The sequence below is a fragment of the Leclercia sp. EC_58 genome (assembly GCF_019584355.1).
In the GTDB taxonomy this organism is placed as follows: Bacteria; Pseudomonadota; Gammaproteobacteria; order Enterobacterales; family Enterobacteriaceae; genus Enterobacter.
In genome coordinates this window covers 1,792,083-1,815,233 of sequence record NZ_VDAM01000001.1, presented here as the reverse complement: position 1 = coordinate 1,815,233, position 23,151 = coordinate 1,792,083, and the positions used below count along the sequence as shown (strand labels likewise).

Annotated in this window: 18 protein-coding genes; 12 read left to right on the top strand and 6 right to left on the bottom strand. The window is 57.6% G+C overall.

Annotated features, from left to right (window positions below):
* Positions 1-4: 4 nt before the first annotated feature.
* Entirely contained in the window at positions 5-772 is a 768-nt protein-coding gene (locus FHC51_RS08835) for a DedA family protein (RefSeq protein ID WP_103823229.1), read from the bottom strand.
* 129 nt (positions 773-901) lie between these two features.
* A complete protein-coding gene (gene araC, locus FHC51_RS08830) occupies positions 902-1,747 on the bottom strand; it encodes an arabinose operon transcriptional regulator AraC (protein WP_103823228.1) in 846 nt (281 codons plus the stop codon).
* 335 nt (positions 1,748-2,082) lie between these two features.
* Here araC and araB point away from each other — a divergent pair, with 335 nt between their 5' ends.
* From araB to rluA, 6 genes are all read left to right on the top strand, one after another.
* Positions 2,083-3,792: a ribulokinase gene (gene araB, locus FHC51_RS08825; RefSeq protein ID WP_220435352.1), complete on the top strand. Its 1,710-nt coding sequence runs from the start codon at positions 2,083-2,085 to the stop codon at positions 3,790-3,792.
* A gap of 10 nt (positions 3,793-3,802) precedes the next feature.
* Positions 3,803-5,305: an L-arabinose isomerase gene (araA, locus tag FHC51_RS08820; RefSeq protein ID WP_114387959.1), complete on the top strand. Its 1,503-nt coding sequence runs from the start codon at positions 3,803-3,805 to the stop codon at positions 5,303-5,305.
* Between the two features lie 51 nt (positions 5,306-5,356).
* Positions 5,357-6,052 (top strand): L-ribulose-5-phosphate 4-epimerase, encoded by a 696-nt coding sequence (araD, locus tag FHC51_RS08815; protein ID WP_220435351.1) that lies wholly within the window; start codon positions 5,357-5,359, stop codon positions 6,050-6,052.
* Positions 6,053-6,206: 154 nt separating this feature from the next.
* Positions 6,207-8,564, top strand: coding sequence for a DNA polymerase II (gene polB, locus FHC51_RS08810; protein WP_220435350.1), 2,358 nt, complete (start codon positions 6,207-6,209; stop codon positions 8,562-8,564).
* A gap of 129 nt (positions 8,565-8,693) precedes the next feature.
* On the top strand, positions 8,694-11,600 hold the full coding sequence (gene rapA / locus FHC51_RS08805; RefSeq protein ID WP_220435349.1) for an RNA polymerase-associated protein RapA: 2,907 nt from the start codon (positions 8,694-8,696) through the stop codon (positions 11,598-11,600).
* A 12-nt stretch (positions 11,601-11,612) separates the two neighbouring features.
* A complete protein-coding gene (rluA, locus tag FHC51_RS08800) occupies positions 11,613-12,272 on the top strand; it encodes a bifunctional tRNA pseudouridine(32) synthase/23S rRNA pseudouridine(746) synthase RluA (RefSeq protein WP_180209034.1) in 660 nt (219 codons plus the stop codon).
* Positions 12,273-12,314: 42 nt separating this feature from the next.
* On the opposite strand, the gene djlA is transcribed toward rluA, so the two are convergent.
* Positions 12,315-13,133: a co-chaperone DjlA gene (gene djlA, locus FHC51_RS08795; RefSeq protein WP_114387963.1), complete on the bottom strand. Its 819-nt coding sequence runs from the start codon at positions 13,131-13,133 to the stop codon at positions 12,315-12,317.
* Between the two features lie 240 nt (positions 13,134-13,373).
* On the opposite strand from djlA, the gene lptD reads away from it, so the two are divergent.
* Genes lptD through apaH form a run of 6 tightly spaced genes read left to right on the top strand, consistent with a single transcriptional unit; the run spans position 13,374 to position 20,104 of the window.
* A complete protein-coding gene (gene lptD / locus FHC51_RS08790; protein WP_220435348.1) occupies positions 13,374-15,728 on the top strand; it encodes an LPS assembly protein LptD in 2,355 nt (784 codons plus the stop codon).
* A gap of 53 nt (positions 15,729-15,781) precedes the next feature.
* Positions 15,782-17,068, top strand: coding sequence for a peptidylprolyl isomerase SurA (gene surA, locus FHC51_RS08785; protein WP_103823220.1), 1,287 nt, complete (start codon positions 15,782-15,784; stop codon positions 17,066-17,068).
* Complete coding sequence (pdxA, locus tag FHC51_RS08780) at positions 17,068-18,054, top strand: 4-hydroxythreonine-4-phosphate dehydrogenase PdxA (protein WP_103178237.1); 987 nt, start codon at positions 17,068-17,070, stop codon at positions 18,052-18,054. The genes surA and pdxA overlap by 1 nt, the downstream gene beginning before the upstream one ends.
* Positions 18,051-18,872, top strand: a complete 822-nt coding sequence (gene rsmA, locus FHC51_RS08775; RefSeq protein ID WP_103823219.1) for a 16S rRNA (adenine(1518)-N(6)/adenine(1519)-N(6))-dimethyltransferase RsmA — start codon at positions 18,051-18,053, stop codon at positions 18,870-18,872. The genes pdxA and rsmA overlap by 4 nt, the downstream gene beginning before the upstream one ends.
* Before the next feature lie 3 nt (positions 18,873-18,875).
* Positions 18,876-19,253 (top strand): Co2+/Mg2+ efflux protein ApaG, encoded by a 378-nt coding sequence (apaG, locus tag FHC51_RS08770; protein ID WP_103178235.1) that lies wholly within the window; start codon positions 18,876-18,878, stop codon positions 19,251-19,253.
* A gap of 2 nt (positions 19,254-19,255) precedes the next feature.
* Positions 19,256-20,104 carry a bis(5'-nucleosyl)-tetraphosphatase (symmetrical) ApaH gene (gene apaH / locus FHC51_RS08765; protein WP_103823218.1) on the top strand — a complete coding sequence of 283 codons (849 nt, stop codon included), beginning with the start codon at positions 19,256-19,258 and terminating at the stop codon, positions 20,102-20,104.
* Between the two features lie 44 nt (positions 20,105-20,148).
* Here the strand turns inward: apaH and folA are convergent, their stop codons facing one another.
* From folA to kefF, 3 genes are all read right to left on the bottom strand, one after another.
* Positions 20,149-20,628, bottom strand: a complete 480-nt coding sequence (gene folA, locus FHC51_RS08760; protein ID WP_103178233.1) for a type 3 dihydrofolate reductase — start codon at positions 20,626-20,628, stop codon at positions 20,149-20,151.
* Positions 20,629-20,742: 114 nt separating this feature from the next.
* Positions 20,743-22,608 (bottom strand): glutathione-regulated potassium-efflux system protein KefC, encoded by a 1,866-nt coding sequence (kefC, locus tag FHC51_RS08755; protein ID WP_103823216.1) that lies wholly within the window; start codon positions 22,606-22,608, stop codon positions 20,743-20,745.
* Positions 22,601-23,131: a glutathione-regulated potassium-efflux system oxidoreductase KefF gene (kefF, locus tag FHC51_RS08750; protein ID WP_220435347.1), complete on the bottom strand. Its 531-nt coding sequence runs from the start codon at positions 23,129-23,131 to the stop codon at positions 22,601-22,603. The genes kefC and kefF overlap by 8 nt, the downstream gene beginning before the upstream one ends.
* Positions 23,132-23,151: the final 20 nt, after the last annotated feature.

The following is a 23,151-nucleotide window of genomic DNA, read 5'->3' as shown; positions in this document are numbered from 1 at the left end:
ACGATCAGCGGCTGACAACCTTAAGCAGGATCTCACCATACACCGGCATCAGCGGGTGACGTACCAGCATCACCAGTGCCACCAGCGCCACGCCCAGGGTGACGGGGGCCAGCCAGAATAAGCGTCCACGCGGCAGATAGCGGCTGAGGCGATCCGAGGAGGCTTTCCCGCTGCGCCACAGCCGCCAGCAGAGCCAGGCCGCCAGCCACAGCAGCAGCGCGGTCGCCAGCAGCAGCCAGCGGAAGCCGCCGCTCTGCACACCGGCAGGAATATCGATTGCCGCGCCGGCCAGGATGCCCGGCAGGAAGTAAATGGGCGGCCAGAACAGGCAGCCAATCAGGTTCGGCACGATAAATTTCGCCACCGGCAGATCCAGCATTCCCGCCACCATCGGCACCAGCGGGCGCGTCGGGCCAACAAAGCGCCCCACCAGAATGGTAAACATGCTGTGTTGATGCAGGGCATGCTCGGTTTTATCGAGCAGGGCTTTGTTCTTTTTCATGAATGACCAACGGTGCAGCGGCTTTTTAAAGCGCCAGCCCAGCCAGAATGAGATCCAGTCGCCCAGCAGACAGCCGACGATCCCCGCCAGCCACGCCTGCCAGAAGTTAACCTCGCCACTGCCAATCAGCGCGCCGAGCCCGGTCATCATCACCGTGCCGGGCAGGATCAGTCCAACCAGCGCCAGAGATTCCAGGAAGGCCACGAGCGCGACGGCGACGAGCGAATAGGTAACGGACTGGGTAATAAAATGTTCCAGCAATGCCTGCATAACAGTTCCGGTCAGGTGGCGAAGCAGGGATTCTGCGAAGAGCGCCCTGCTGCGTCAAGACAACAATTGTCTGAATAGTTTACCGGGTGTGAACAGGATCCAGCGAACTTGTTTAGTTTTATTTACTTTCTATTCACACCCTGCGCGAAATTCGCTGGGGCTGGCGCCAGTGCATTTTTTAAAGACCCGGGAAAAGTAGAGCTGATCCTCAAAGCCGACGTTGCGCCCGACGGTGGCAATCGGCATGCGGGTGGTGCTGAGCAGCAGCTTAGCCTGGCTGATGCGCTGATCCTCGCGCCAGCTCAGCACGCTCACCCCCAGCTGCTGGCGGAACAGGTGCGACAGACGCGACGGCGACAGGCAGACATGCTGGGCGACGCTGGCGATATCAAACTGGCTGTCCGCCAGATGGTCGCTGATGTACTGACAGGCTTCGCGCACCCGGTGATCCAGCGGCGGGTTGAGCGATTCGTTGATCGCCTCCATCCGGCGCAGCAGCAGCTGTTCCAGCAGGTTGATAGCCAGCAGCTCGGCATAGCGTCCCCCGCCCTGTCCGGCCTCGATGATCTGGGCAAACAGCTCCCGAAACTGCGGCTGATGCGCTTCATCCGGGCGATAAAAGCCAGTATGGGCAAACATCGACGGCCAGGCCAGCCACTCCTGCCAGTAAGCGCGCGGACGGAAGTAGACCCACTGGTGATACCACTCCCGGGCATCGGGATGACGGCCATAGTGATGAATTTCACCCGGCGGGAAGAGCAGAATATCGCCCGGACGGCAGACGAAGGTCTGATCGCCATTCTTGATCACCCCCTCTCCGCGCACGGTCAGGTTGAGGATATAGCCCTTCATCCCCAGCGGTCGGTCAACGTAAAAATCGAGATAGCCGTCAGCCTCAATGGGCGTCAGTCCCGCCACCAGATGCGCGTTAAACGAGTAGCCCGGCAGCAGCGGATCGCTTTGCGTTTCAGCCATATTTTCAGTCCTCCTGGCAGTCCTGAAGGAAACCATTTGTCCATATCATCAAAAGCGGCATAAAAACGGGCTGCTCAAAGATCGAAAAGGTATCAGCCCGCTTTCAGATCCGCCATCATAACGCTTCCGTTGCGATTTATCCGTAACATCGAGCGGGTCGGCGGTAACAAAAGTGTCTATAACCACGGCAGAAATGTCCACATGGATTATTTGCTCGGCGTCACACTTTCCCATGTCACAGCAAAATCATCCATAAGATTAGCGGATCCCGCCTGACGATTTTCCCCCTCACTCTCTAATGTTCATTCATATCTGTTTTTTGATGGAGCAACACCATGGCAATTGCGATTGGCCTCGATTTTGGCAGTGACTCAGTACGCGCCCTGGCAGTGGAATGCACTACGGGTCAGGAGATAGCAACCAGCGTCGAGTGGTATCCGCGCTGGCAAGAGGGGCGCTATTGCGATGCGCCAAACAATCAGTTCCGCCATCATCCACGTGACTATATCGAGTCGATGGAAGCGGCAATCAAAACCGTACTGGCGGAGTTAAGCGAGGCGCAGCGCGCTCAGATCGTCGGGATTGGCGTGGACAGCACCGGCTCTACCCCGGCGCCGATTGACGCCGATGGTCACGTGCTGGCGCTGCATCCGGCGTTCGCCGATAACCCGAACGCCATGTTTGTGCTGTGGAAAGACCATACCGCGGTGGAAGAAGCCGAAGCCATCACCCGTTTGTGCCATCAGCCAGGCAAAAACGACTACTCCCGCTACATCGGCGGCATTTACTCCAGCGAGTGGTTCTGGGCGAAGATCCTGCACGTTACCCGTCAGGATCCGCAGGTGGCAAAAGCGGCAGTCTCCTGGATTGAGCTGTGTGACTGGGTTCCGGCCCTGCTCTCCGGCACCACCCGTCCGCAGGATATCCGTCGCGGTCGCTGCAGCGCCGGGCACAAATCCCTCTGGCATGAAAGCTGGGGTGGCCTGCCGCCTGCCACCTTCTTTGACGAACTCGACCCGATCATCAACCAGAACCTCGACTACCCGCTCTTTACCGATACCTGGACCGCTGATATCCCGGTCGGCACGCTCTGCGCCGAGTGGGCGGAACGCCTGGGCCTGCCTCAGACGGTGGCCATTTCCGGCGGCGCTTTTGACTGCCATATGGGCGCGGTCGGCGCGGGCGCACAGCCCAACACGCTGGTGAAAGTGATCGGCACCTCCACCTGCGACATCCTGACAGCGGATAAAGCCAGCGTCGGCGATCGCGCCGTGAAAGGCATCTGCGGCCAGGTTGACGGCAGCGTGGTACCGGACTTTATCGGGCTGGAAGCGGGTCAGTCCGCCTTTGGCGACATCTACGCCTGGTTTGGCCGCGTGCTGGGCTGGCCGCTGGATCAGCTGGCCGCCGCCCATCCGGAACTGAAAACCCAGATCGCAGAGAGCAAAAAACAGCTGCTGCCGCAGTTGACCGACGCCTGGGCGAAGAATCCTTCCCTCGATCATCTTCCGGTCGTTCTCGACTGGTTTAACGGCCGCCGTACGCCAAATGCCAACCAGCGTCTGAAAGGGGTGATTACCGATCTGAATCTCGCCACCGACGCCCCGGCGCTGTTTGGCGGGCTGGTAGCGGCTACCGCCTTTGGCGCGCGCGCCATTATGGAGTGCTTTACCGAACAGGGGATCGCCGTCAATGAGGTGATGGCGCTGGGCGGTATCGCCCGTAAGAACCCGGTGATCATGCAGGCCTGCTGCGACGTGCTGAACCGTCCGCTGCAAATTGTCGCCTCCGATCAGTGCTGTGCCCTGGGCGCGGCGATCTTCGCGGCGGTGGCGGCGGGCGTACACACCGACATCCCGACAGCGCAGCAGCATATGGCGAGCAAGGTGGAAAGTACCCTGCAGCCGCGCACGCAGCAGGCGCAACGTTTTGAACAGCTTTATCAGCGCTACCAGCAGTGGGCGAAGAGCGCTGAGCAGCACTATCTCCCTGTCGCCGCCCCGGTTAAGAACATCCCGGAATCTACGGCAACCCTGACACATTAAGGACACGATAATGACGATTTTTAATAATTATGAAGTGTGGTTTGTGATTGGTAGCCAGCATCTTTACGGGCCGGAAGCCCTGCGCCAGGTGACTCAACACGCAGAACATGTTGTAAACGCCCTGAATGCGGAAGCAAAACTGCCGTGCAAGCTGGTGCTGAAGCCGCTGGGCACCTCCCCGGATGAAATTACCCATATCTGTCGCGATGCTAACTACGACGATAAATGCGCGGGTCTGGTGGTGTGGCTGCACACCTTCTCTCCAGCCAAGATGTGGATCAACGGCCTCTCCATCCTCAACAAACCGCTGCTGCAGTTCCATACCCAGTTCAACGCGGCGCTGCCGTGGGACAGCATTGATATGGACTTTATGAACCTGAACCAGACCGCGCACGGCGGCCGTGAGTTCGGCTTCATCGGCGCGCGTATGCGCCAGCAGCATGCTGTCGTCACTGGCCACTGGCAGGACAAGCAGGCACACCAGCGGATTGGTTCCTGGATGCGCCAGGCCGTATCGAAGCAGGATACCCGTCAGCTGAAAGTGGTGCGCTTCGGCGACAACATGCGTGAAGTGGCGGTAACGGACGGCGATAAAGTGGCCGCGCAGATCAAGTTTGGTTTTTCCGTCAACACCTGGGCGGTGGGCGATCTGGTGCAGGTCGTCAATGAAATCAGCGATGGCGATGTCAATGCGCTGGTGGATGAGTACGAAAGCAGCTATCGCCTGACGGCGGCGGCACAGGTGAATGGTGATAAGCGCCAGAACGTGCTGGATGCAGCCCGTATCGAGCTGGGCATGAAACGCTTCCTGGAACAGGGCGGCTTCCATGCCTTTACCACCACCTTTGAAGATCTTCATGGCCTGAAGCAGCTTCCGGGCCTGGCGGTACAACGTCTGATGCAGCAGGGCTACGGCTTTGCCGGTGAAGGCGACTGGAAAACTGCCGCTCTGCTACGCATCATGAAAGTGATGTCGACCGGTCTGCAGGGCGGCACCTCCTTTATGGAGGATTACACCTACCACTTCGAGGACGGCAACGATCTGGTGCTGGGTTCGCACATGCTGGAAGTCTGCCCGTCGATCGCCGTGGATGAAAAACCGATCCTCGACGTTCAGCATCTCGGCATCGGCGGCAAAGCCGATCCAGCGCGTCTGATCTTCAATACCCGTACCGGCCCGGCCATTAACGCCAGCCTGATCGATCTGGGCGATCGTTTCCGACTGCTGGTGAACTGCATTGACGCCGTTGAAACGCCGCATTCCCTGCCAAAACTGCCGGTGGCGAACGCCCTGTGGAAAGCTCAGCCGGATCTGGCAACCGCTTCCGAAGCCTGGATCGTAGCAGGTGGCGCACACCATACCGTCTTCAGCCATGCGCTGGATCTCAACGACATGCGTCAGTTCGCGGAACTGCACGACATCGAACTGACGGTCATTGATAACGACACCCGTCTGCCAGCCTTTAAAGATGCGCTGCGCTGGAACGAAGTCTACTACGGTTCAAAACGTTAACAGGGGAACCTTTGGCCTGCCGCAGGGCGGGCCTTTTTTCCTGGAGGATACATGCTGGAAGATCTCAAACGTCAGGTACTTGAAGCCAACCTCGCCCTGCCGGAACATAATCTCGTTACCCTGACCTGGGGCAACGTCAGTGCCGTGGACCGCGAAGCAGGCGTGTTCGTCATTAAACCATCCGGCGTCGACTACCGGGTAATGACCGCCGAGGATATGGTGGTAGTGAGTATCGCCACCGGTGAAGTGGTTGAAGGGAAGAAAAAGCCTTCTTCCGATACGCCAACGCATCGCCTGCTCTATCAGGCCTTCCCGTCTATCGGCGGCATCGTTCACACCCACTCCCGTCACGCCACTATCTGGGCGCAGGCAGGCCAGCCGATCCCGGCGACCGGCACCACCCACGCTGACTATTTCTATGGCACCATCCCCTGCACCCGCAAGATGACCGATGCCGAGATCAACGGCGAGTATGAATGGGAGACCGGCAACGTGATTGTTGAAACCTTCGAGAAACAGGGGATCGACGCCGCACAGATGCCGGGGGTGCTGCTTCACTCTCACGGCCCGTTTGCGTGGGGTAAAAATGCCGAGGATGCGGTGCATAACGCCATCGTACTGGAAGAGGTGGCCTATATGGGCATCTTCTGCCGCCAGCTGGCACCGCAGCTGCCGGATATGCAGCAGACCCTGCTGGATAAACACTATCTGCGTAAGCACGGCGCGAAAGCCTATTACGGGCAGTAAAACCCGCCCGGTGGCGCTACGCTTACCGGGCCTACAGGTCTCCCAGGCCGGATAAGCGCAGCGCCATCCGGCAAAGCACACCTGTATAAAACCCCAGCAAAATACCCTTAACCAGGCTATAATCAGGCCTGGTTTTGTTTTATGAGAGAACGGCGTGGCGCAGGCGCAACAAGGCTTTTTACTCACCCGGCACTGGCGGGATACGCCCCAGGGTACCGAAGTTGAATTCTGGCTGGCGACCGATACCGGCCCGCTGAACGTCACCCTGCCTGTCCAGGAGTCCGTTGCGTTTATTCCCGAGCCTGACGTCGAAAAAGCCCGCCAGCTGCTGCAGGGTGAAAATGGCTGGCGGCTGACGCCCCTTGAGCTGAAAGATTTCCACCGTCGTCCGGTTTACGGCCTTTACTGCCGTGCCCACCGCCAGCTGATGCGTTATGAAAAGCTGCTGCGCGAGGCGGGCGTGACCCTGTACGAAGCCGACGTTCGTCCACCGGAGCGCTTTCTGATGGAGCGTTTTATCACCGCACCGGTCTGGGTGGACGGTACGCCCCAGGGCGAACGGCTGATCAACGCCCGTCTCAAACCCAACCCGCACTATCGTCCGCCCCTGAAATGGGCGTCGGTGGACATTGAAACCACTCGTCACGGGGAGCTGTACTGCATCGGCATCGAAGGCTGCGGCCAGCGGGTTGTCTATATGCTGGGCCCGGCCAACGGCGACGCTTCGGAGCTCGATTTCCAGCTGGAGTACGTCAACAGCCGTCCGCAGCTGATCGAAAAACTGAATGCCTGGTTTGCCCGGCACGACCCAGACGTCATCATCGGCTGGAACGTAGTGCAGTTTGATTTGCGCATTCTGCAAAAACATGCCGAGCGCTACCGCATCCCCCTGCTGCTCGGCCGCGGCAACAGCGAGCTGGAGTGGCGCGAGCACGGCTTTAAAAACGGCGTCTTCTTTGCCCAGGCGAACGGGCGCTTAATCATCGACGGCATCGAGGCACTGAAATCCGCCTTCTGGAGTTTCTCATCATTTTCGCTGGAATCGGTATCGCAGGAGCTGCTCGGGGAAGGTAAATCCATCGACAATCCCTGGGACAGAATGGACGAAATTGACCGCCGCTTCGCCGAAGATAAACCGGCCCTGGCGACCTATAACCTGAAAGACTGCGAGCTGGTGACGCGGATTTTCCACAAAACCGAGATCATGCCGTTTCTGCTGGAGCGCGCCACGGTCAATGGCCTGGCGGCCGACCGCCACGGCGGCTCCGTGGCCGCCTTTAGCCATCTCTATTTTCCGCGCATGCACCGGGCGGGCTATGTAGCCCCCAATCTCGGTGACGTGCCGCCCCAGGCCAGCCCCGGCGGCTATGTGATGGACTCCCGCCCTGGCCTGTACGACTCGGTGCTGGTGCTGGATTACAAAAGCCTCTATCCGTCGATCATTCGCACCTTTCTTATCGATCCGGTCGGACTGGTGGAAGGGCTCGCCCAGCCGGATGAGCAGCACAGCACCGAGGGCTTCCTCGGAGCGCGTTTCTCCCGGGAAAAACACTGCCTGCCGGAGATTGTCAGCCAGATCTGGTACGGGCGCGAAGAGGCCAAGCGCCACGGCAATAAGCCGCTTTCCCAGGCACTGAAGATCATCATGAATGCCTTTTATGGTGTGCTCGGCACCAGCGCCTGCCGTTTCTTCGACCCGCGCCTGGCCTCGTCCATTACCATGCGCGGCCACGAGATCATGCGCCAGACCAAAGTGCTGGTGGAATCCCGGGGCTATGACGTGATTTATGGCGATACCGACTCGACCTTCGTCTGGCTCAGGGGGGCGAAAAGCGAAGCAGAGGCGACCGCCATCGGCCAGGCGCTGGTGGCTTACGTGAACGACTGGTGGCGAACGCATCTGCAACAGGCTGGCTTAACCAGCGCCCTGGAGCTGGAGTACGAGACCCACTTCTGCCGCTTTTTAATGCCCACCATCCGGGGAACCGATCAGGGCAGCAAAAAGCGCTATGCTGGGCTTATCCAGGAGGGGGAAAAGCAGCGGATGGTATTTAAAGGGCTGGAAACCGTCCGTACCGACTGGACCCCGCTGGCGCAGCGTTTCCAGCAGGAGCTTTATCTGAAAATTTTTCGGCGCGAACCCTATCAGGAGTTTGTGCGCGAGACCATCGCCAGCCTGATGGCGGGCGAGCTGGATGACCAGCTTGTCTACCGCAAGCGCCTGCGTCGCCCGCTGGCGGAGTATCAGCGCAACGTGCCGCCCCACGTTCGTGCCGCCCGGCTTGCCGATGAAGAGAACGTCCGTCTTGGGCGCGCGCCGCAGTACCAGAACCGAGGCACCATCAAGTATGTCTGGACCACCAGCGGCCCGGAGCCGGTGGATTATCAGCGTTCGCCCCTTGACTATGAGCACTACCTCACGCGCCAGCTACAGCCCGTCGCGGAGGGAATTTTACCGTTCATGGACGACGACTTTGCTACACTGATGACAGGTCAGTTGGGGCTATTTTGACAGGTGACGAAATCGCTGCCATCCAGTACCATAGCGCCCTTTCCATTCCCGGACCCATTATTCGATTACCGTCATTTCTGATCGGTGGTTGAACTATTGCCTGCAATTAAAGATTAGAGCCGAACAAATATGCCTTTTACACTTGGTCAACGCTGGATCAGCGACACAGAAAGCGAACTTGGATTAGGAACGGTAGTGGCGCTGGATGCGCGTATGGTCACTCTCCTCTTCCCCGCCACCGGTGAAAACCGTCTGTATGCTCGCAATGATTCCCCTGTTACCCGCGTGATGTTTAACCCGGGCGACACCGTTACCAGCCATGAAGGCTGGCAGCTGAAGATTGAAGACGTAAAAGAAGAGAATGGACTGCTCGCCTATATCGGAACCCGACTGGATACCGAAGAGACGGGCGTCATGCTGCGCGAAGTGCTGCTCGACAGCAAACTGGTCTTCAGCAAGCCGCAGGATCGCCTGTTCGCCGGTCAGATCGACCGCATGGATCGCTTCTCGCTGCGTTACCGTGCGCGCAAGTTCCAGAGCGAGCAGTACCGCATGCCGTGGAGCGGTCTGCGCGGCCAGCGCACCAGCCTGATTCCCCATCAGCTCAATATTGCCCATGACGTTGGCCGCCGCCATGCGCCGCGCGTCCTGCTGGCGGATGAAGTCGGTTTAGGTAAAACCATCGAAGCGGGCATGATCCTGCACCAGCAGCTGCTCTCCGGCGCGGCCGAGCGCGTGCTGATTGTGGTACCTGAAACCCTGCAGCACCAGTGGCTGGTGGAGATGCTGCGTCGCTTCAACCTGCGTTTCTCCCTGTTTGACGACGAGCGCTACGCCGAAGCCCAACACGAGGCCGATAACCCGTTCGAAACCGAACAGCTGGTGATCTGCTCCCTGGACTTCGTTCGCCGCAGCAAGCAGCGTCTTGAACACCTGTGTGATGCCGAGTGGGACATCATGGTGGTCGATGAAGCGCACCATCTGGTGTGGAACGTCGACGCGCCGAGCCGTGAATATATGGCGATTGAACAGCTGGCCGAGCGCGTACCTGGCGTACTGCTGCTCACCGCTACGCCGGAACAGCTGGGTCTGGAGAGCCACTTCGCGCGTCTGCGCCTGCTGGATCCAAACCGTTTCCATGACTTTGACCTTTTTGTCGAAGAGCAGAAAAATTATCGCCCGGTGGCGGATGCCGTTGCCCTGCTGCTGGCGGGCAAGCACCTCTCCAACGACGAGCTCAACACCCTGAGCGATCTGATTGGCGAACAGGATATCGAGCCGTTACTCCAGGCGGCCAACAGCGATCGTGAAGGCGCCGACGCCGCACGCCAGGAGCTGGTCTCCATGCTGATGGACAGGCACGGCACCAGCCGCGTGCTGTTCCGTAACACCCGTAATGGGGTGAAAGGCTTCCCGAAACGCGAGCTGCATACCGTTCGTCTGCCGCTGCCCACCCAGTATCAGACGGCGATCAAGGTCTCCGGCATCATGGGCGCACGCAAAACAGCGGAAGAGCGCGCCCGGGACATGCTCTATCCGGAACAGATTTATCAGGAGTTTGAAGGCGATACTGGCACCTGGTGGAACTTCGACCCGCGCGTTGAATGGCTGATGGGTTATCTGACCGCCAACCGTTCCCAGAAAGTGCTGGTCATCTGCGCCAAAGCCACCACCGCGCTGCAGCTTGAGCAGGTTCTGCGCGAGCGGGAAGGTATTCGCGCGGCGGTGTTTCATGAAGGCATGTCCATTATCGAGCGCGACCGCGCGGCGGCGTGGTTCTCCGAAGAGGACAGCGGCGCCCAGGTGCTGCTCTGCTCTGAGATCGGCTCCGAGGGGCGTAACTTCCAGTTCGCCAGCCGTCTGGTGATGTTCGATCTGCCGTTCAACCCGGACCTGCTGGAGCAGCGTATCGGTCGTCTGGACCGTATTGGTCAGGCGCACGACATTCAGATCCACGTCCCGTATCTGGAAAAAACCGCCCAGTCGGTGCTGGTGCGCTGGTTCCATGAAGGGCTGGATGCGTTTGAACATACCTGCCCGACCGGTCGTACCATTTACGATAGCGTGCATAACGAGCTGACTGGCTATCTGGCGGCGCCGGAAAATACCGAGGGCTTTGACGAGCTGATCAAAACCTGCCGTGAACAGCATGACGCCCTGAAAGCGCAGCTGGAGCAGGGTCGTGACCGTCTGCTGGAGATCCACTCCAACGGCGGCGAGAAAGCCCAGCGGCTGGCAGAGAGCATTGAAGAGCAGGATGACGATACCAGCCTGATCAGCTTCGCCATGAACCTGTTTGATATCGTCGGTATCAACCAGGACGATCGCGGCGAGAACTTGATTGTGCTGACCCCGTCCGATCACATGCTGGTGCCGGACTTCCCGGGCCTGCCGGAAGATGGTTGCACCATCACCTTCGAGCGTGATGTGGCGCTCTCCCGCGAGGATGCGCAGTTCATCACCTGGGAGCACCCGCTGATCCGCAACGGTCTGGATCTGATCCTCTCCGGCGACACCGGGAGCAGCACCATCTCGCTGCTGAAGAACAAGGCGCTGCCGGTGGGTACCCTGCTGCTGGAGCTGATCTACGTGGTGGAGGCCCAGGCACCGAAACAGCTGCAACTCAACCGCTTCCTGCCTGCCACGCCGGTACGTCTGCTGCTGGATAAAAACGGCACCAACCTGGCGGCGCAGGTCGAGTTTGAGAGCTTTAACCGCCAGCTGAGCGCGGTGAATCGCCATACCGGCAGCAAGCTGGTGAATGCGGTGCAGCAGGATGTCTACGCCATCCTCCAGCAGGGGGAGCCTCAGGTTGAGAAAGCAGCGCGCGCCCTGATTGACGCGGCGCGCAGCGAGGCGGATGAAAAACTGTCGGCGGAGCTCTCTCGTCTGGAGGCCCTGCGTGCGGTGAACCCCAATATTCGTGACGATGAACTGGCGGCGATTGAAACCAATCGTCAGCAGGTGCTTGAGAGCCTGAATCAGGCGGGATGGCGTCTGGATGCGCTGCGCCTTATCGTTGTGACGCATCAGTAAGCGGAGCGAAACATGTTGATGGAACCCTACAATCCGCCGCAGGATCCGTGGCTGGTCATTCTCTATCAGGATGAGCATATTATGGTGGTCAACAAGCCAAGCGGCCTGTTGTCCGTGCCGGGCAGGCTGGATGAGCACAAAGACAGTGTGATGACCCGCGTTCAGCGCGATTATCCGCAGGCGGAGTCCGTCCACCGTCTGGACATGGCCACCAGCGGAGTGATTGTAGTGGCGCTGACCAAGGCGGCAGAGCGCGAGCTGAAACGTCAGTTTCGTGAGCGTGAGCCGAAGAAGCAGTACCTGGCGCGCGTCTGGGGTCATCCACAGCCTGCGGAAGGGCTGGTTGATCTGCCACTGATCTGCGACTGGCCTAACCGCCCGAAGCAGAAGGTTTGCTACGAGACCGGCAAGGCGGCGCAAACCGAGTATGAAGTGCTGGAGTACGCGGCGGACAACAGCGCCCGCGTGCTGTTAAAACCGATTACCGGCCGCTCGCACCAGCTGCGTGTGCATATGCTGGCGCTGGGTCACCCGATTCTGGGGGATCGCTTTTATGCCACGCCGGAAGCCCGGGCGATGGCGCCGCGTCTGCAACTGCATGCGGAAATGCTCACCATCACCCACCCGGAATACGGTACGCCGATGACCTTTAAGGCACCGGCAGACTTTTGATCCGTTGCCCGGCAGCACCTTGCCGCCGGGCCAACCGCTTCCTTACTTAAAGCCCTTCTGCTCTTTGATAAGCTCGTAGGCTTTCTGAATTTCCTGCGCTTTTTGCTTCGCCATCTCCATCATTTCCGGCGGTAAACCTTTGGCCACCAGCTTATCCGGATGATGCTCGCTCATCAGCTTACGGTAGGCGCGCTTAATGGTTGTCGGCTCATCGGTCGGCTTCACGCCCAGCACATTACAGGCATCTTCCAGGGTTGGCCCGCGCTGCGCCTGCTGCCAGCCGCCCCCGCCCGTCTGCTGTTGCTGATAGCCGCCGCCAAACTGTGCGCCGCCCTGCATCATGCGCAGGAACTGATCGAACTGGGTGCGGGAAATACCCAACTCTTCGGCGATAACATACAGCACCTCACGTTCGTTCGGGTGGAGCGACCCATCGGCAAACGCCGCCTGGATCTGAATCTCCAGAAACATCCGAATTAAGTCGAAGCGCCCGAAGCAGATGCTGCGGAACTGACGCATTTTTTCGCGCAGGGGATAGTTATCCGCCTTACCGATACGAAATGCGTTTTGCGCGGCCGCCCGGGAGTCACCGTGCAGGTTCATGCGATCCATAAACTGGCTGGCGACATGGATGTCGGCCTCGGTGACACGCCCTTTCGACTTGGTCAGATGGCCCATTACCTCGAAGGTTGTCGCAAAAAAAAGCGCCTGGCGTTCACGCTGGTTAGCGAACCAGGCCATCTTGCGACTGCGCGCTTTATCAAACATATGGCCGATAAGCAGCCCCAGAACGATACCCCAGAAGCCCGCGCCCATCAGTAAAGCGAACGCTACGCCGATAATTTTTCCCCAATACTGCATATACTCCCCAAATGGTGATCGATTTGATCCAGCGCAACGCCATCATTCCGGTGGCCTGGCCACGGTCAAGTGAAGGACATCGCCTATAATTTGCATTATCATACTCGTCATTCAATAACGAGCCTATCACCATGGCTCGTTTACGGGCAGGATTAACGCTGGCACTGTGATGATGAGTAAGATAGTCTCTGACCGTTTGCCAGCGATAAGCCACTGATGACGGAACAATAAATAAAACGTATGAAAAAACGTATCCCCACCCTTCTGGCCACGATGATAGCTACGGCTCTGTACAGTCAACAGGGTCTGGCAGCCGATCTCGCCTCGCAATGTATGCTGGGTATCCCCAGCTATGATCGCCCGCTGGTACAGGGTGATACGAACACGCTACCGGTTACCATCACCGCTGACAACGCAAAAGGGAATTATCCTGACGACGCCCTGTTTAGCGGGAATGTGGATATTAACCAGGGCAACAGCCGCTTGCAGGCCGATGAAGTGCAGTTGCACCAGAAACAGCCAGAAGGCGCAGCCGAACCGGTACGCACGGTCGATGCGCTGGGTAATGTGCACTATGACGATAATCAGGTCATCCTGAAAGGTCCGAAAGCCTGGTCGAACCTGAATACCAAAGACACTAACGTCTGGGAAGGTGATTACCAGATGGTTGGCCGCCAGGGTCGCGGTAAAGCGGACCTGATGAAACAGCGCGGTGAAAACCGCTACACCATTCTGGAGAACGGGACCTTTACCTCCTGCCTGCCAGGCTCGGATACCTGGAGCGTGGTAGGTAGCGAAGTGATCCACGACCGCGAAGAGCAGGTTGCGGAGATCTGGAACGCCCGCTTTAAGCTCGGCCCGGTGCCGGTCTTCTATAGCCCCTATCTGCAACTGCCCGTGGGCGACAAACGTCGCTCCGGCTTCCTGATCCCGAACGCCAAGTACAGCACCTCAAACTACTTTGAGTTTTACCTGCCGTACTACTGGAACATCGCGCCCAACATGGACGCCACGATCACACCGCACTATATCCACAAGCGCGGCAACATCATGTGGGAGAACGAGTTCCGCTATCTGACGCAGGCGGGTTCAGGTCTGATGGAGCTGGACTACCTGCCATCGGATAAAGTGTATGAGGATGATCCAAGAAACACCTCCGGGGATAACCGCCATCGCTGGTTGTACTACTGGCAGCACTCGGGCGTAATGGATCAGGTGTGGCGTTTCAATGTCGACTACACCAAAGTCAGCGACTCGAGCTATTTTAACGACTTTACCTCTAAATACGGCTCAAGTACCGATGGCTACGCCACGCAGAAATTCAGCGCGGGCTATGTAGTACGGAATTTTGACGCGACCGTTTCAACCAAACAGTTCCAGGTCTTTAGCGACCAAACGCAGAGCACCTATGCTGCAGAACCACAGCTTGATGTTAACTGGTACCAGAATAATGTGGGTCCTTTTGACACCCGGGTCTACGCCCAGGCGGTGCATTTCGTCAATACTAACTCTGACATGCCTGAAGCGACGCGTATTCACCTTGAGCCAACGATTAACCTGCCTGTTTCAAACGACTGGGCCAGCCTTGATACCGAAGTGAAGCTGATGGCGACCCACTATCAGCAGGATAATCTGGAAACGTACAATGCCAACCATGGCACGCGTCTGGAAGATTCCGTTAACCGCGTGCTGCCGCAGTTTAAAGTGGACGGCAAGCTCGTCTTCGAGCGCGACATGAACTGGAGCGAGGGCTATACCCAGACGCTGGAGCCGCGCGCCCAGTATCTCTATGTGCCGTACCGCGATCAGAGCAATATCCAGAACTATGACTCTTCATTCCTGCAATCTGATTACAGCGGCCTGTTCCGCGACCGTACTTACGGTGGTCTGGACCGTATTGCATCGGCCAACCAGGTGACTACCGGGGTCACAACGCGTATTTATGATGATGCTGCAGTTGAACGTTTTAATGCTTCTGTGGGTCAAATCTACTACTTCACCGAAGCACGTACCGGTGATGACAATATCCAGTGGGAGAAGGACGACAAAAAAGGATCGCTGGTATGGGCCGGAGATACTTACTGGCGCATAACCGATCGTTGGGGTCTGCGCAGCGGCGTGCAATATGATACGCGACTGAACAATGTTGCCACCGGTAGCGGTTCAATCGAGTACCGTCGTGATGCGGACCGAATGGTGCAGCTTAGCTATCGTTACGCCAGCCCGGAATATATCCAGGCGACGTTACCTAACTTTGCCACGTCCGAACAAACGAAAGAGGGCATTTCGCAGGTGGGAGGCATCGCAAGCTGGCCAATTGCCGATCGTTGGTCGGTGGTAGGAGCCTACTACTTCGATACCAACCAGAATAAGTCGGCAGATCAGATGCTGGGTGTGCAGTACAACTCCTGCTGCTACGCGATCCGCGTTGGATACGAACGTAAGCTGAATGGCTGGGACTATGACAAAGGTCAGAGCGAATACGACAACATCATCGGCTTTAACATCGAACTGCGCGGTCTGAGTTCCAACTATGGTCTGGGTACTCAGCAGATGCTGCGCTCACCGATTCTGCCGTACCGTAGTTCATTGTGATGTACTTGATTTAACACGTAATCCGCTTTGCGGTTAATTGATATGGAAAAAGTATGAAGAACTGGAAAACGCTGCTGCTCGGTATCGCTATGGTCGCGAATACCAGCTTCGCGGCCCCACAGGTTGTCGACAAAGTCGCTGCCGTTGTGAACAACGGTGTGGTACTTGAGAGCGACGTTGATGGTTTAATGCAGTCTGTGAAGCTCAACGCGGGTCAGGCAGGTCAGCAACTTCCGGATGATTCCACGCTGCGTCATCAGATCCTGGAGCGTTTGATCATGGATCAAATCGTTCTGCAGATGGGTCAGAAGATGGGTGTGAAGATCTCTGATGAGCAGCTCGATCAGGCTATCGCCAACATTGCGAAGCAGAACAATATGACCCCGGACCAGATGCGCAGCCGTCTGGCCTATGACGGCATCAACTATTCGACCTACCGTAATCAGATCCGTAGAGAGATGCTGATTTCAGAAGTGCGCAATAACGAAGTGCGTCGCCGTGTCACCATCCTGCCGCAGGAAGTCGATGCCCTGGCCAAACAGGTCGGCAATCAGAACGATGCCAGTACCGAACTGAACCTGAGCCACATCCTGATCCCACTGTCAGAAAACCCATCCTCTGACCAGGTGGCTGAGGCGGAAAGCCAGGCGCGTTCCATCGTCGATCAGGCACGTAACGGTGGTGATTTCGGCAAACTGGCGATCACCTATTCCGCTGACCAGCAGGCGCTGAAAGGCGGCCAGATGGGCTGGGGTCGTATTCAGGAGCTGCCTTCTATCTTTGCCCAGGCGCTGAGCACGGCGAAAAAAGGCGACATCGTAGGGCCAATCCGTTCCGGCGTGGGCTTCCATATTCTGAAAGTCAACGATCTGCGCGGTCAGAGCAAGAGCATCTCCGTGACGGAAGTTCATGCCCGTCACATTCTGCTGAAAACCTCCCCGATCATGTCTGATACGCAGGCACGGACCAAACTGGAGCAAATCGCCGCCGATATTCGCAGCGGTAAAACCTCCTTCGCCAACGCCGCGAAAGAGTTCTCTCAGGATCCAGGTTCCGCGAATCAGGGCGGCGATCTGGGCTGGGCGGCTGCGGATATTTACGATCCGGCCTTCCGCGATGCGCTGATGAGAATGAACAAAGGTCAGATGAGCGAACCGGTTCACTCCACCTTCGGCTGGCACCTCATTGAGCTGCTGGATACCCGCAATGTGGATAAAACCGATGCGGCGCAAAAAGATCGTGCGTACCGTATGCTGTTCAACCGTAAGTTCTCTGAAGAAGCTGCGACCTGGATGCAGGAACAACGCGCCAGCGCCTACGTCAAAGTCCTGAGCAACTAATGAAACAACATCGTGTTGTCATCACTCCCGGCGAACCCGCCGGGATTGGTCCCGACCTGGTCGTCCAGCTTGCCCAGCGCAGCTGGCCGGTCGAACTGGTGATCTGCGCCGATGCCAGCGTGCTCGAAGCGCGAGCAAAACAGCTTAATCTCCCGCTCACGCTTCTGCCGTATCAGGCAGAAAACGCTCCCCTTCCCCAGCAAGCAGGCACCTTAACGCTGCTACCTGTCCCGCTACGCACACCGGTTATCCCCGGCCAACTGAGCACCGAAAATGGCCATTACGTGGTGGAGACGCTGGCGCGCGCCTGCGATGGCTGTCTGAGCGGGGAGTTTGCCGCGCTGATCACCGGCCCGGTCCATAAAGGGGTGATCAACGATGCCGGCGTGGCCTTTACCGGCCATACCGAGTTTTTTGAAGAGCGGTCGCACAGCGCAAAAGTGGTGATGATGCTGGCAACCGAGGAGCTGCGCGTTGCGCTGGCGACCACGCACCTGCCCATCAAAGCCATTTCTGACGCCATTACGCCGGATCTGCTGCGCGACGTCATTACCATCCTGCACCACGATTTACGCACCAAGTTCGGTATTGCCGATCCGCACGTGCTGGTATGCGGCCTGAATCCCCACGCGGGTGAAGGCGGCCATATGGGTATGGAAGAGATCGACACCATCATTCCGGTGCTGGAAGAGATGCGCGCGAAAGGCATGAATCTCAGCGGGCCGCTGCCTGCCGATACCCTGTTTCAACCGAAATACCTGGATCATGCAGATGCCGTGCTGGCGATGTACCACGATCAGGGCCTTCCCGTGCTAAAATACCAGGGATTTGGCCGCGGGGTGAATATTACCCTCGGTTTACCTTTTATTCGCACTTCTGTTGACCACGGTACTGCGCTCGATTTAGCAGGCCAGGGAAAAGCAGATGTCGGCAGTTTTATTACGGCGCTTAATCTCGCCATCAAAATGATTGTTAATACTCAATGAATAATCGCGTCCACCAGGGCCATTTAGCCCGTAAACGTTTCGGGCAAAACTTCCTCAACGATCAGTTCGTGATCGAAAGTATTGTTTCGGCTATCAACCCACAGAAAGGCCAGGCGATGGTCGAGATCGGGCCGGGTCTGGCTGCACTGACCGAGCCGGTTGGCGAGCGTCTGGATCAACTGACCGTTATCGAACTGGATCGCGATCTGGCAGCACGCCTGCAGACGCACCCGTTCCTCGGGCCGAAACTGACTATTTATCAGCAGGATGCCATGACCATGAACTTTGGCGAACTGTCGGAGAAAATGGGCCAGCCGCTGCGCGTATTCGGCAACCTGCCCTATAACATCTCCACACCGCTGATGTTCCACCTGTTTAGCTATACTGATGCCATTGCTGACATGCACTTCATGTTGCAAAAAGAGGTCGTTAATCGACTGGTTGCAGGGCCGAACAGTAAAGCGTATGGTCGTTTAAGCGTGATGGCACAGTACTACTGTAACGTGATCCCGGTACTCGAAGTACCGCCATCGGCGTTTACGCCGCCGCCAAAAGTTGACTCAGCGGTTGTGCGCCTGGTGCCGCATAAAACGAAGCCGTATCCGGTCAACGATCTGCGCGTGCTGAGCCGCATCACCACCGAAGCCTTTAACCAGCGTCGTAAAACGATTCGTAACAGCCTTGGCAATCTGTTTACTGTTGAAGTGTTAGCTCAGTTGGGTATCGACCCGGCGATGCGCGCGGAGAACATTTCCGTAGAGCAGTACTGCAAGCTGGCTAACTACATCAGCGAAAATGCGCCGCCGAAGGAGAGCTAAGCCATGATTAATTCGCCCCGCGTATGTGTTCAGGTGCAAAGCCTTTACATCGAGTCTCAATCCACACCGGATGAAGAACGTTTTGTTTTTGCTTACACCGTGACCATTCGCAATCTCGGGCGAACCCCTGTCCAGCTGCTGGGGCGTTACTGGCTTATCACTAACGGCAATGGCCGTGAAATTGAAGTGCAGGGCGAAGGTGTGGTGGGTGAACAGCCGCACATTGCGCCCGGCGAAGAGTATCAGTATACCAGCGGCGCGGTGATCGAGACGCCGCTGGGAACCATGCAGGGCCATTATGAAATGGTCGATACCGAGGGCAATGCATTCCGCGTTGCCATTCCTGTTTTCCGTCTGGCTGTACCAACACTCATTCACTAAACATGTCTACATATCTCATTGGCGACGTTCACGGTTGCTACGATGAACTGATCGCCTTGCTAAAGCAGGTGGATTTTACCCCAGGTACAGACACGCTATGGCTCACGGGCGATCTCGTTGCCCGCGGCCCTGGCTCGCTGGAAGTCCTGCGCTATGTCAAATCGCTGGGCGACAGCGTGCGGATCGTCCTCGGCAACCACGACCTGCATCTGCTGGCGGTCTACGCCGGGATCAGCCGCAATAAACCGAAAGACAGGATCACCCCGTTGCTGGATGCGCCCGACGCCGATGAGCTGATTAACTGGCTGCGTCGCCAACCGCTGCTGCAGATCGACGAAGAGAAAAAACTGGTGATGGCGCACGCGGGCATTACCCCGCAGTGGGATCTGCAAACCGCCAAAGAGTGTGCCCGGGACGTCGAAGCGGTGCTCGCCAGCGACTCTTACCCATTCTTCCTCGATGCGATGTATGGCGACATGCCCAACAACTGGAGCATGGAGCTCAGCGGCGTTGCGCGTCTGCGTTTTATCACGAACGCCTTCACCCGCATGCGCTACTGTTTCCCGAATGGTCAGCTGGATATGTACTGCAAGGATGTGCCTGAAAACGCGCCGACGCCGCTCAAGCCGTGGTTTGCGATCCCTGGCCCGGTAACGGAGCAGTACAGCGTCGTCTTTGGCCACTGGGCATCGCTGGAAGGGAAAGGCACGCCTGAAGGCATTTATGGGCTGGATACGGGTTGCTGCTGGGGGGGAGAACTCACCTGTCTGCGCTGGGAAGATAAAGCCTGGTTTATGCAGCCTTCGAACCGGCACCTGGATTTAGATGAAAACGAAGCAGTCGCGTCGTAAAAGAGCACTGCACCTCTCCCGGCGGGAAAGGTGCAGTAACCACATTAGCGGCGTTCAAGGATCTCGAAGCAGTAGCTATGGGAGTTTTGCGCATCCGCATCGTGGAATTCACTGAACACCGATTCCCACTCGTCAGGATCGTAGTCCGGGAAATGGGTATCCCCTTCCACTTCAGCATCAATGTGGGTCAGATATAATTTCTGCGCTTTCGGCAGGAATTGCTCATAGATACGACCCCCGCCAATCACCATAATCTCTTCAGCATCGCCGCAGGCAGCAATGGCTTCGTCAATGGATTTAACCCACTCAACACGATCGTCCGTGCCGGGCTGGCTGCTTATTACGATGTTTTTACGGCCCGGCAACGGGCGCCCGATTGACTCCCAGGTCAGGCGACCCATTACTACCGGCTTGTTCAACGTTGTACGTTTAAACCACGCGAGATCGGCAGGCAGATTCCATGGCATGGCATTTTCCATACCAATCACGCGATCTACCGCAAGCGCCGCAATCAGACTGATCATTGATTATTTCCCGGATGCAAAAAATTGCCGCCACTATACGGAAAGCTTAATCTTTCGTCGACTGGCGGCAGAGTAAAGAACAGGAAATTTTTTATATTTGCTGGCAACCCCTCTTCACGCCACAGGTTTACTCTCCGGCTCATCCTGCGGATCGCCGGTATGCTTACCCTCTTCCGTTCCCTGCCAGCCATGACGCTGGGTCAGCGAGAGGTGATTACGATCCTCATTGATGATCTCGGTCAGCATGGCGCTGGTGCGTTTAACGACCGCCGCACGTGATGTGGCATCGTTTTCCGCCATTTCAGCCATCTCCTCAAGCATCTCAATATTAAAGCGACGGAACAGATCGGCCCGCTCCCGGGCTTCATATGCCCCGAGCCCAAGACTCTCCAGCGCCAGCCGTCCGGATTTGAGCGCCCCTTCAAAGGTTTCACGCTCCGGGGCATCGACACCTGTCTGACGCAGCTTGATGTAGTGATCGATATCGCGCGCGCGGGAGATGATTTTCAGATGCGGGAAATGGGTCTTAGCCAGCTCAACCAGCTGCAGGCTGTTCTTCGGATCGTCTATCGCGTTGATCAACACTTCGGCCTTGTGCGCCCCGGCAGATTCCAGCAAATCCACGCGGGTGGCATCGCCGTAAAAGACCTTCATATCAAACTTACGCAAGGTTTCAATATGATCGGGATCGTGATCGAGGATGACCATTTTTACCCCACTGGAGAGCAACAAACGGCCCGCAATCTGACCGAAGCGACCAAACCCGGCGATGATGACCCGCGGTTGCTCTTCATCAATTTCATCAGCCTCGTGCTGTTGACCACTGTTGGCAGCGTCGAGACGGGTCAACACCACCAGCAGCAACGGAGTCACCGCCATTGACAGCGCCACCGCCAGCGTCAGCGCCTTCGCCCATTCGGGATCGAGCACATTCGCCATGTTCGCCGCGCCAAACACCACAAACGCAAACTCACTCCCCTGCCCCAGCAGCACTGCAAACCAGCGCCGCTGTTTCGCGGGAACCTTCAGCGGGCGAGCCACCAGCCAGAGCATGAGCATTTTAATGGCCAGGAAGCCCACCAGCAGGATCGCGATGCGCAGCGGATGGGTGACTAACGTCCCGAAATCAACCGACATCCCCACGCCAATAAAGAACAGCCCCAGCAGCAGCCCCTTAAAGGGCTCGATATCGCTTTCCAGGGCGTGGCGGTACTCGGAGCTCGCCAGCAGAACGCCTGCCAGAAACGCCCCCATCGCCATAGAGAGCCCGGCCTCTTCCAGCATCAGACCAAAGCCGAAGACCAGAAACAGGGCTACGGCGCTGAACACTTCGCGCAGGCCGGAGCGGGCGACAAAACGCAGCAACGGTCGACTGACGTAACGCCCCAGCAGCACTACCAGCGCCAGCGCCCCGACCACTTTCAAGGCCGAAAGAGCAAAGGCGCCCAGGGTAGTTGACGCTCCGGAAGCGGCCAGCAGCGGGATCATCGCCACCAGCGGAATGGCAGCGATATCCTGAAACAGCAGCACCGAGAAGGCGCTGCGTCCCATCTGTGAAACCGTCAGGTTGCGTTCATTCATGGCCTGCATGGCGATCGCCGTGGATGAGAGCGCCAGCGTCATGCCGATCAGCTCCGCCACTTTCCAGTCCATGCCCAGCAGAATGCAGAACCCGCCCAATAGCAGACCGCAGGCCAGCATCTGCAATGCCCCGCCGCCAAATACCGAGGCGCGTAGCTTCCACAGGCGACGCGGATCCAGCTCCAGTCCAATCACAAACAGCATCAGTACCACGCCAATTTCCGCAAAGTGCAGAATCGACTCGGCATCGGTGACCAGCCGGAATCCCCACGGGCCAATGACGCAGCCGGCAATCAGATAGCCCAGCACCGACCCCAGCCCCAGACGTACCGCAACCGGCACAATCAGCGCCGCGGCGCCCAAATAGATCAGCGCCTGAATCAGCGTGTGGCTATCCATGGTGCGCCTCCTGCCAGTCGAGTAAACGTTGTTTGTAGTGGCGCGCCTGCGCCTGAAGGGTTTCGTCGTCACAAACGAAGGTGCAGTGCATAGCAAATGGGGGAAGCCAGTTGAGCCCACAATAGAGCGCTGTCGCCTGCAGCGGCTGCGCCAGCACCTCAAAACCGGGGAAGGAACCGATATCAAAATGTCTTTCGCCGCCACCGGTGGTCACCGCCCACAGCAGGCTTTTACCCTTGAGCGCTCTGCCGTTATGACCGTACGCCCAGCCGTGCGAGAAGACTTTATCGATCCACAGTTTCAACAACGGAGGTGTGCTGTACCACTGCATCGGATGCTGCCAGACGATGAGATCGGCCCTGGAGATAGCCTCCTGCTCTGCAGCGATATCAATATTAAAGTCAGGATAGAGCTGATAGAGCGAGCGGATCTCTACACCCTCCAGCGTCTTTATTTGTTCAATCATCCGCTTATTCGCATGTGAATGATGTGGATAAGGATGGGCGTAAATAATGAGTATCATGATTAACCTGGGCAAACTGC

Excerpts from the sequence above, each read along its gene's own strand:
- FHC51_RS08835 (WP_103823229.1), bottom strand. The coding sequence starts at position 772 with ATGCAGGCATTGCTGGAACATTTTATTACCCAGTCCGTTACCTATTCG.
- araC (WP_103823228.1), bottom strand. The coding sequence starts at position 1,747 with ATGGCTGAAACGCAAAGCGATCCGCTGCTGCCGGGCTACTCGTTTAAC.
- araB (WP_220435352.1), top strand. The coding sequence starts at position 2,083 with ATGGCAATTGCGATTGGCCTCGATTTTGGCAGTGACTCAGTACGCGCC.
- araA (WP_114387959.1), top strand. The coding sequence starts at position 3,803 with ATGACGATTTTTAATAATTATGAAGTGTGGTTTGTGATTGGTAGCCAG.
- araD (WP_220435351.1), top strand. The coding sequence starts at position 5,357 with ATGCTGGAAGATCTCAAACGTCAGGTACTTGAAGCCAACCTCGCCCTG.
- rapA (WP_220435349.1), top strand. The coding sequence starts at position 8,694 with ATGCCTTTTACACTTGGTCAACGCTGGATCAGCGACACAGAAAGCGAA.
- rluA (WP_180209034.1), top strand. The coding sequence starts at position 11,613 with ATGTTGATGGAACCCTACAATCCGCCGCAGGATCCGTGGCTGGTCATT.
- djlA (WP_114387963.1), bottom strand. The coding sequence starts at position 13,133 with ATGCAGTATTGGGGAAAAATTATCGGCGTAGCGTTCGCTTTACTGATG.
- lptD (WP_220435348.1), top strand. The coding sequence starts at position 13,374 with ATGAAAAAACGTATCCCCACCCTTCTGGCCACGATGATAGCTACGGCT.
- surA (WP_103823220.1), top strand. The coding sequence starts at position 15,782 with ATGAAGAACTGGAAAACGCTGCTGCTCGGTATCGCTATGGTCGCGAAT.
- pdxA (WP_103178237.1), top strand. The coding sequence starts at position 17,068 with ATGAAACAACATCGTGTTGTCATCACTCCCGGCGAACCCGCCGGGATT.
- rsmA (WP_103823219.1), top strand. The coding sequence starts at position 18,051 with ATGAATAATCGCGTCCACCAGGGCCATTTAGCCCGTAAACGTTTCGGG.
- apaG (WP_103178235.1), top strand. The coding sequence starts at position 18,876 with ATGATTAATTCGCCCCGCGTATGTGTTCAGGTGCAAAGCCTTTACATC.
- apaH (WP_103823218.1), top strand. The coding sequence starts at position 19,256 with ATGTCTACATATCTCATTGGCGACGTTCACGGTTGCTACGATGAACTG.
- folA (WP_103178233.1), bottom strand. The coding sequence starts at position 20,628 with ATGATCAGTCTGATTGCGGCGCTTGCGGTAGATCGCGTGATTGGTATG.
- kefC (WP_103823216.1), bottom strand. The coding sequence starts at position 22,608 with ATGGATAGCCACACGCTGATTCAGGCGCTGATCTATTTGGGCGCCGCG.
- kefF (WP_220435347.1), bottom strand. The coding sequence starts at position 23,131 with ATGATACTCATTATTTACGCCCATCCTTATCCACATCATTCACATGCG.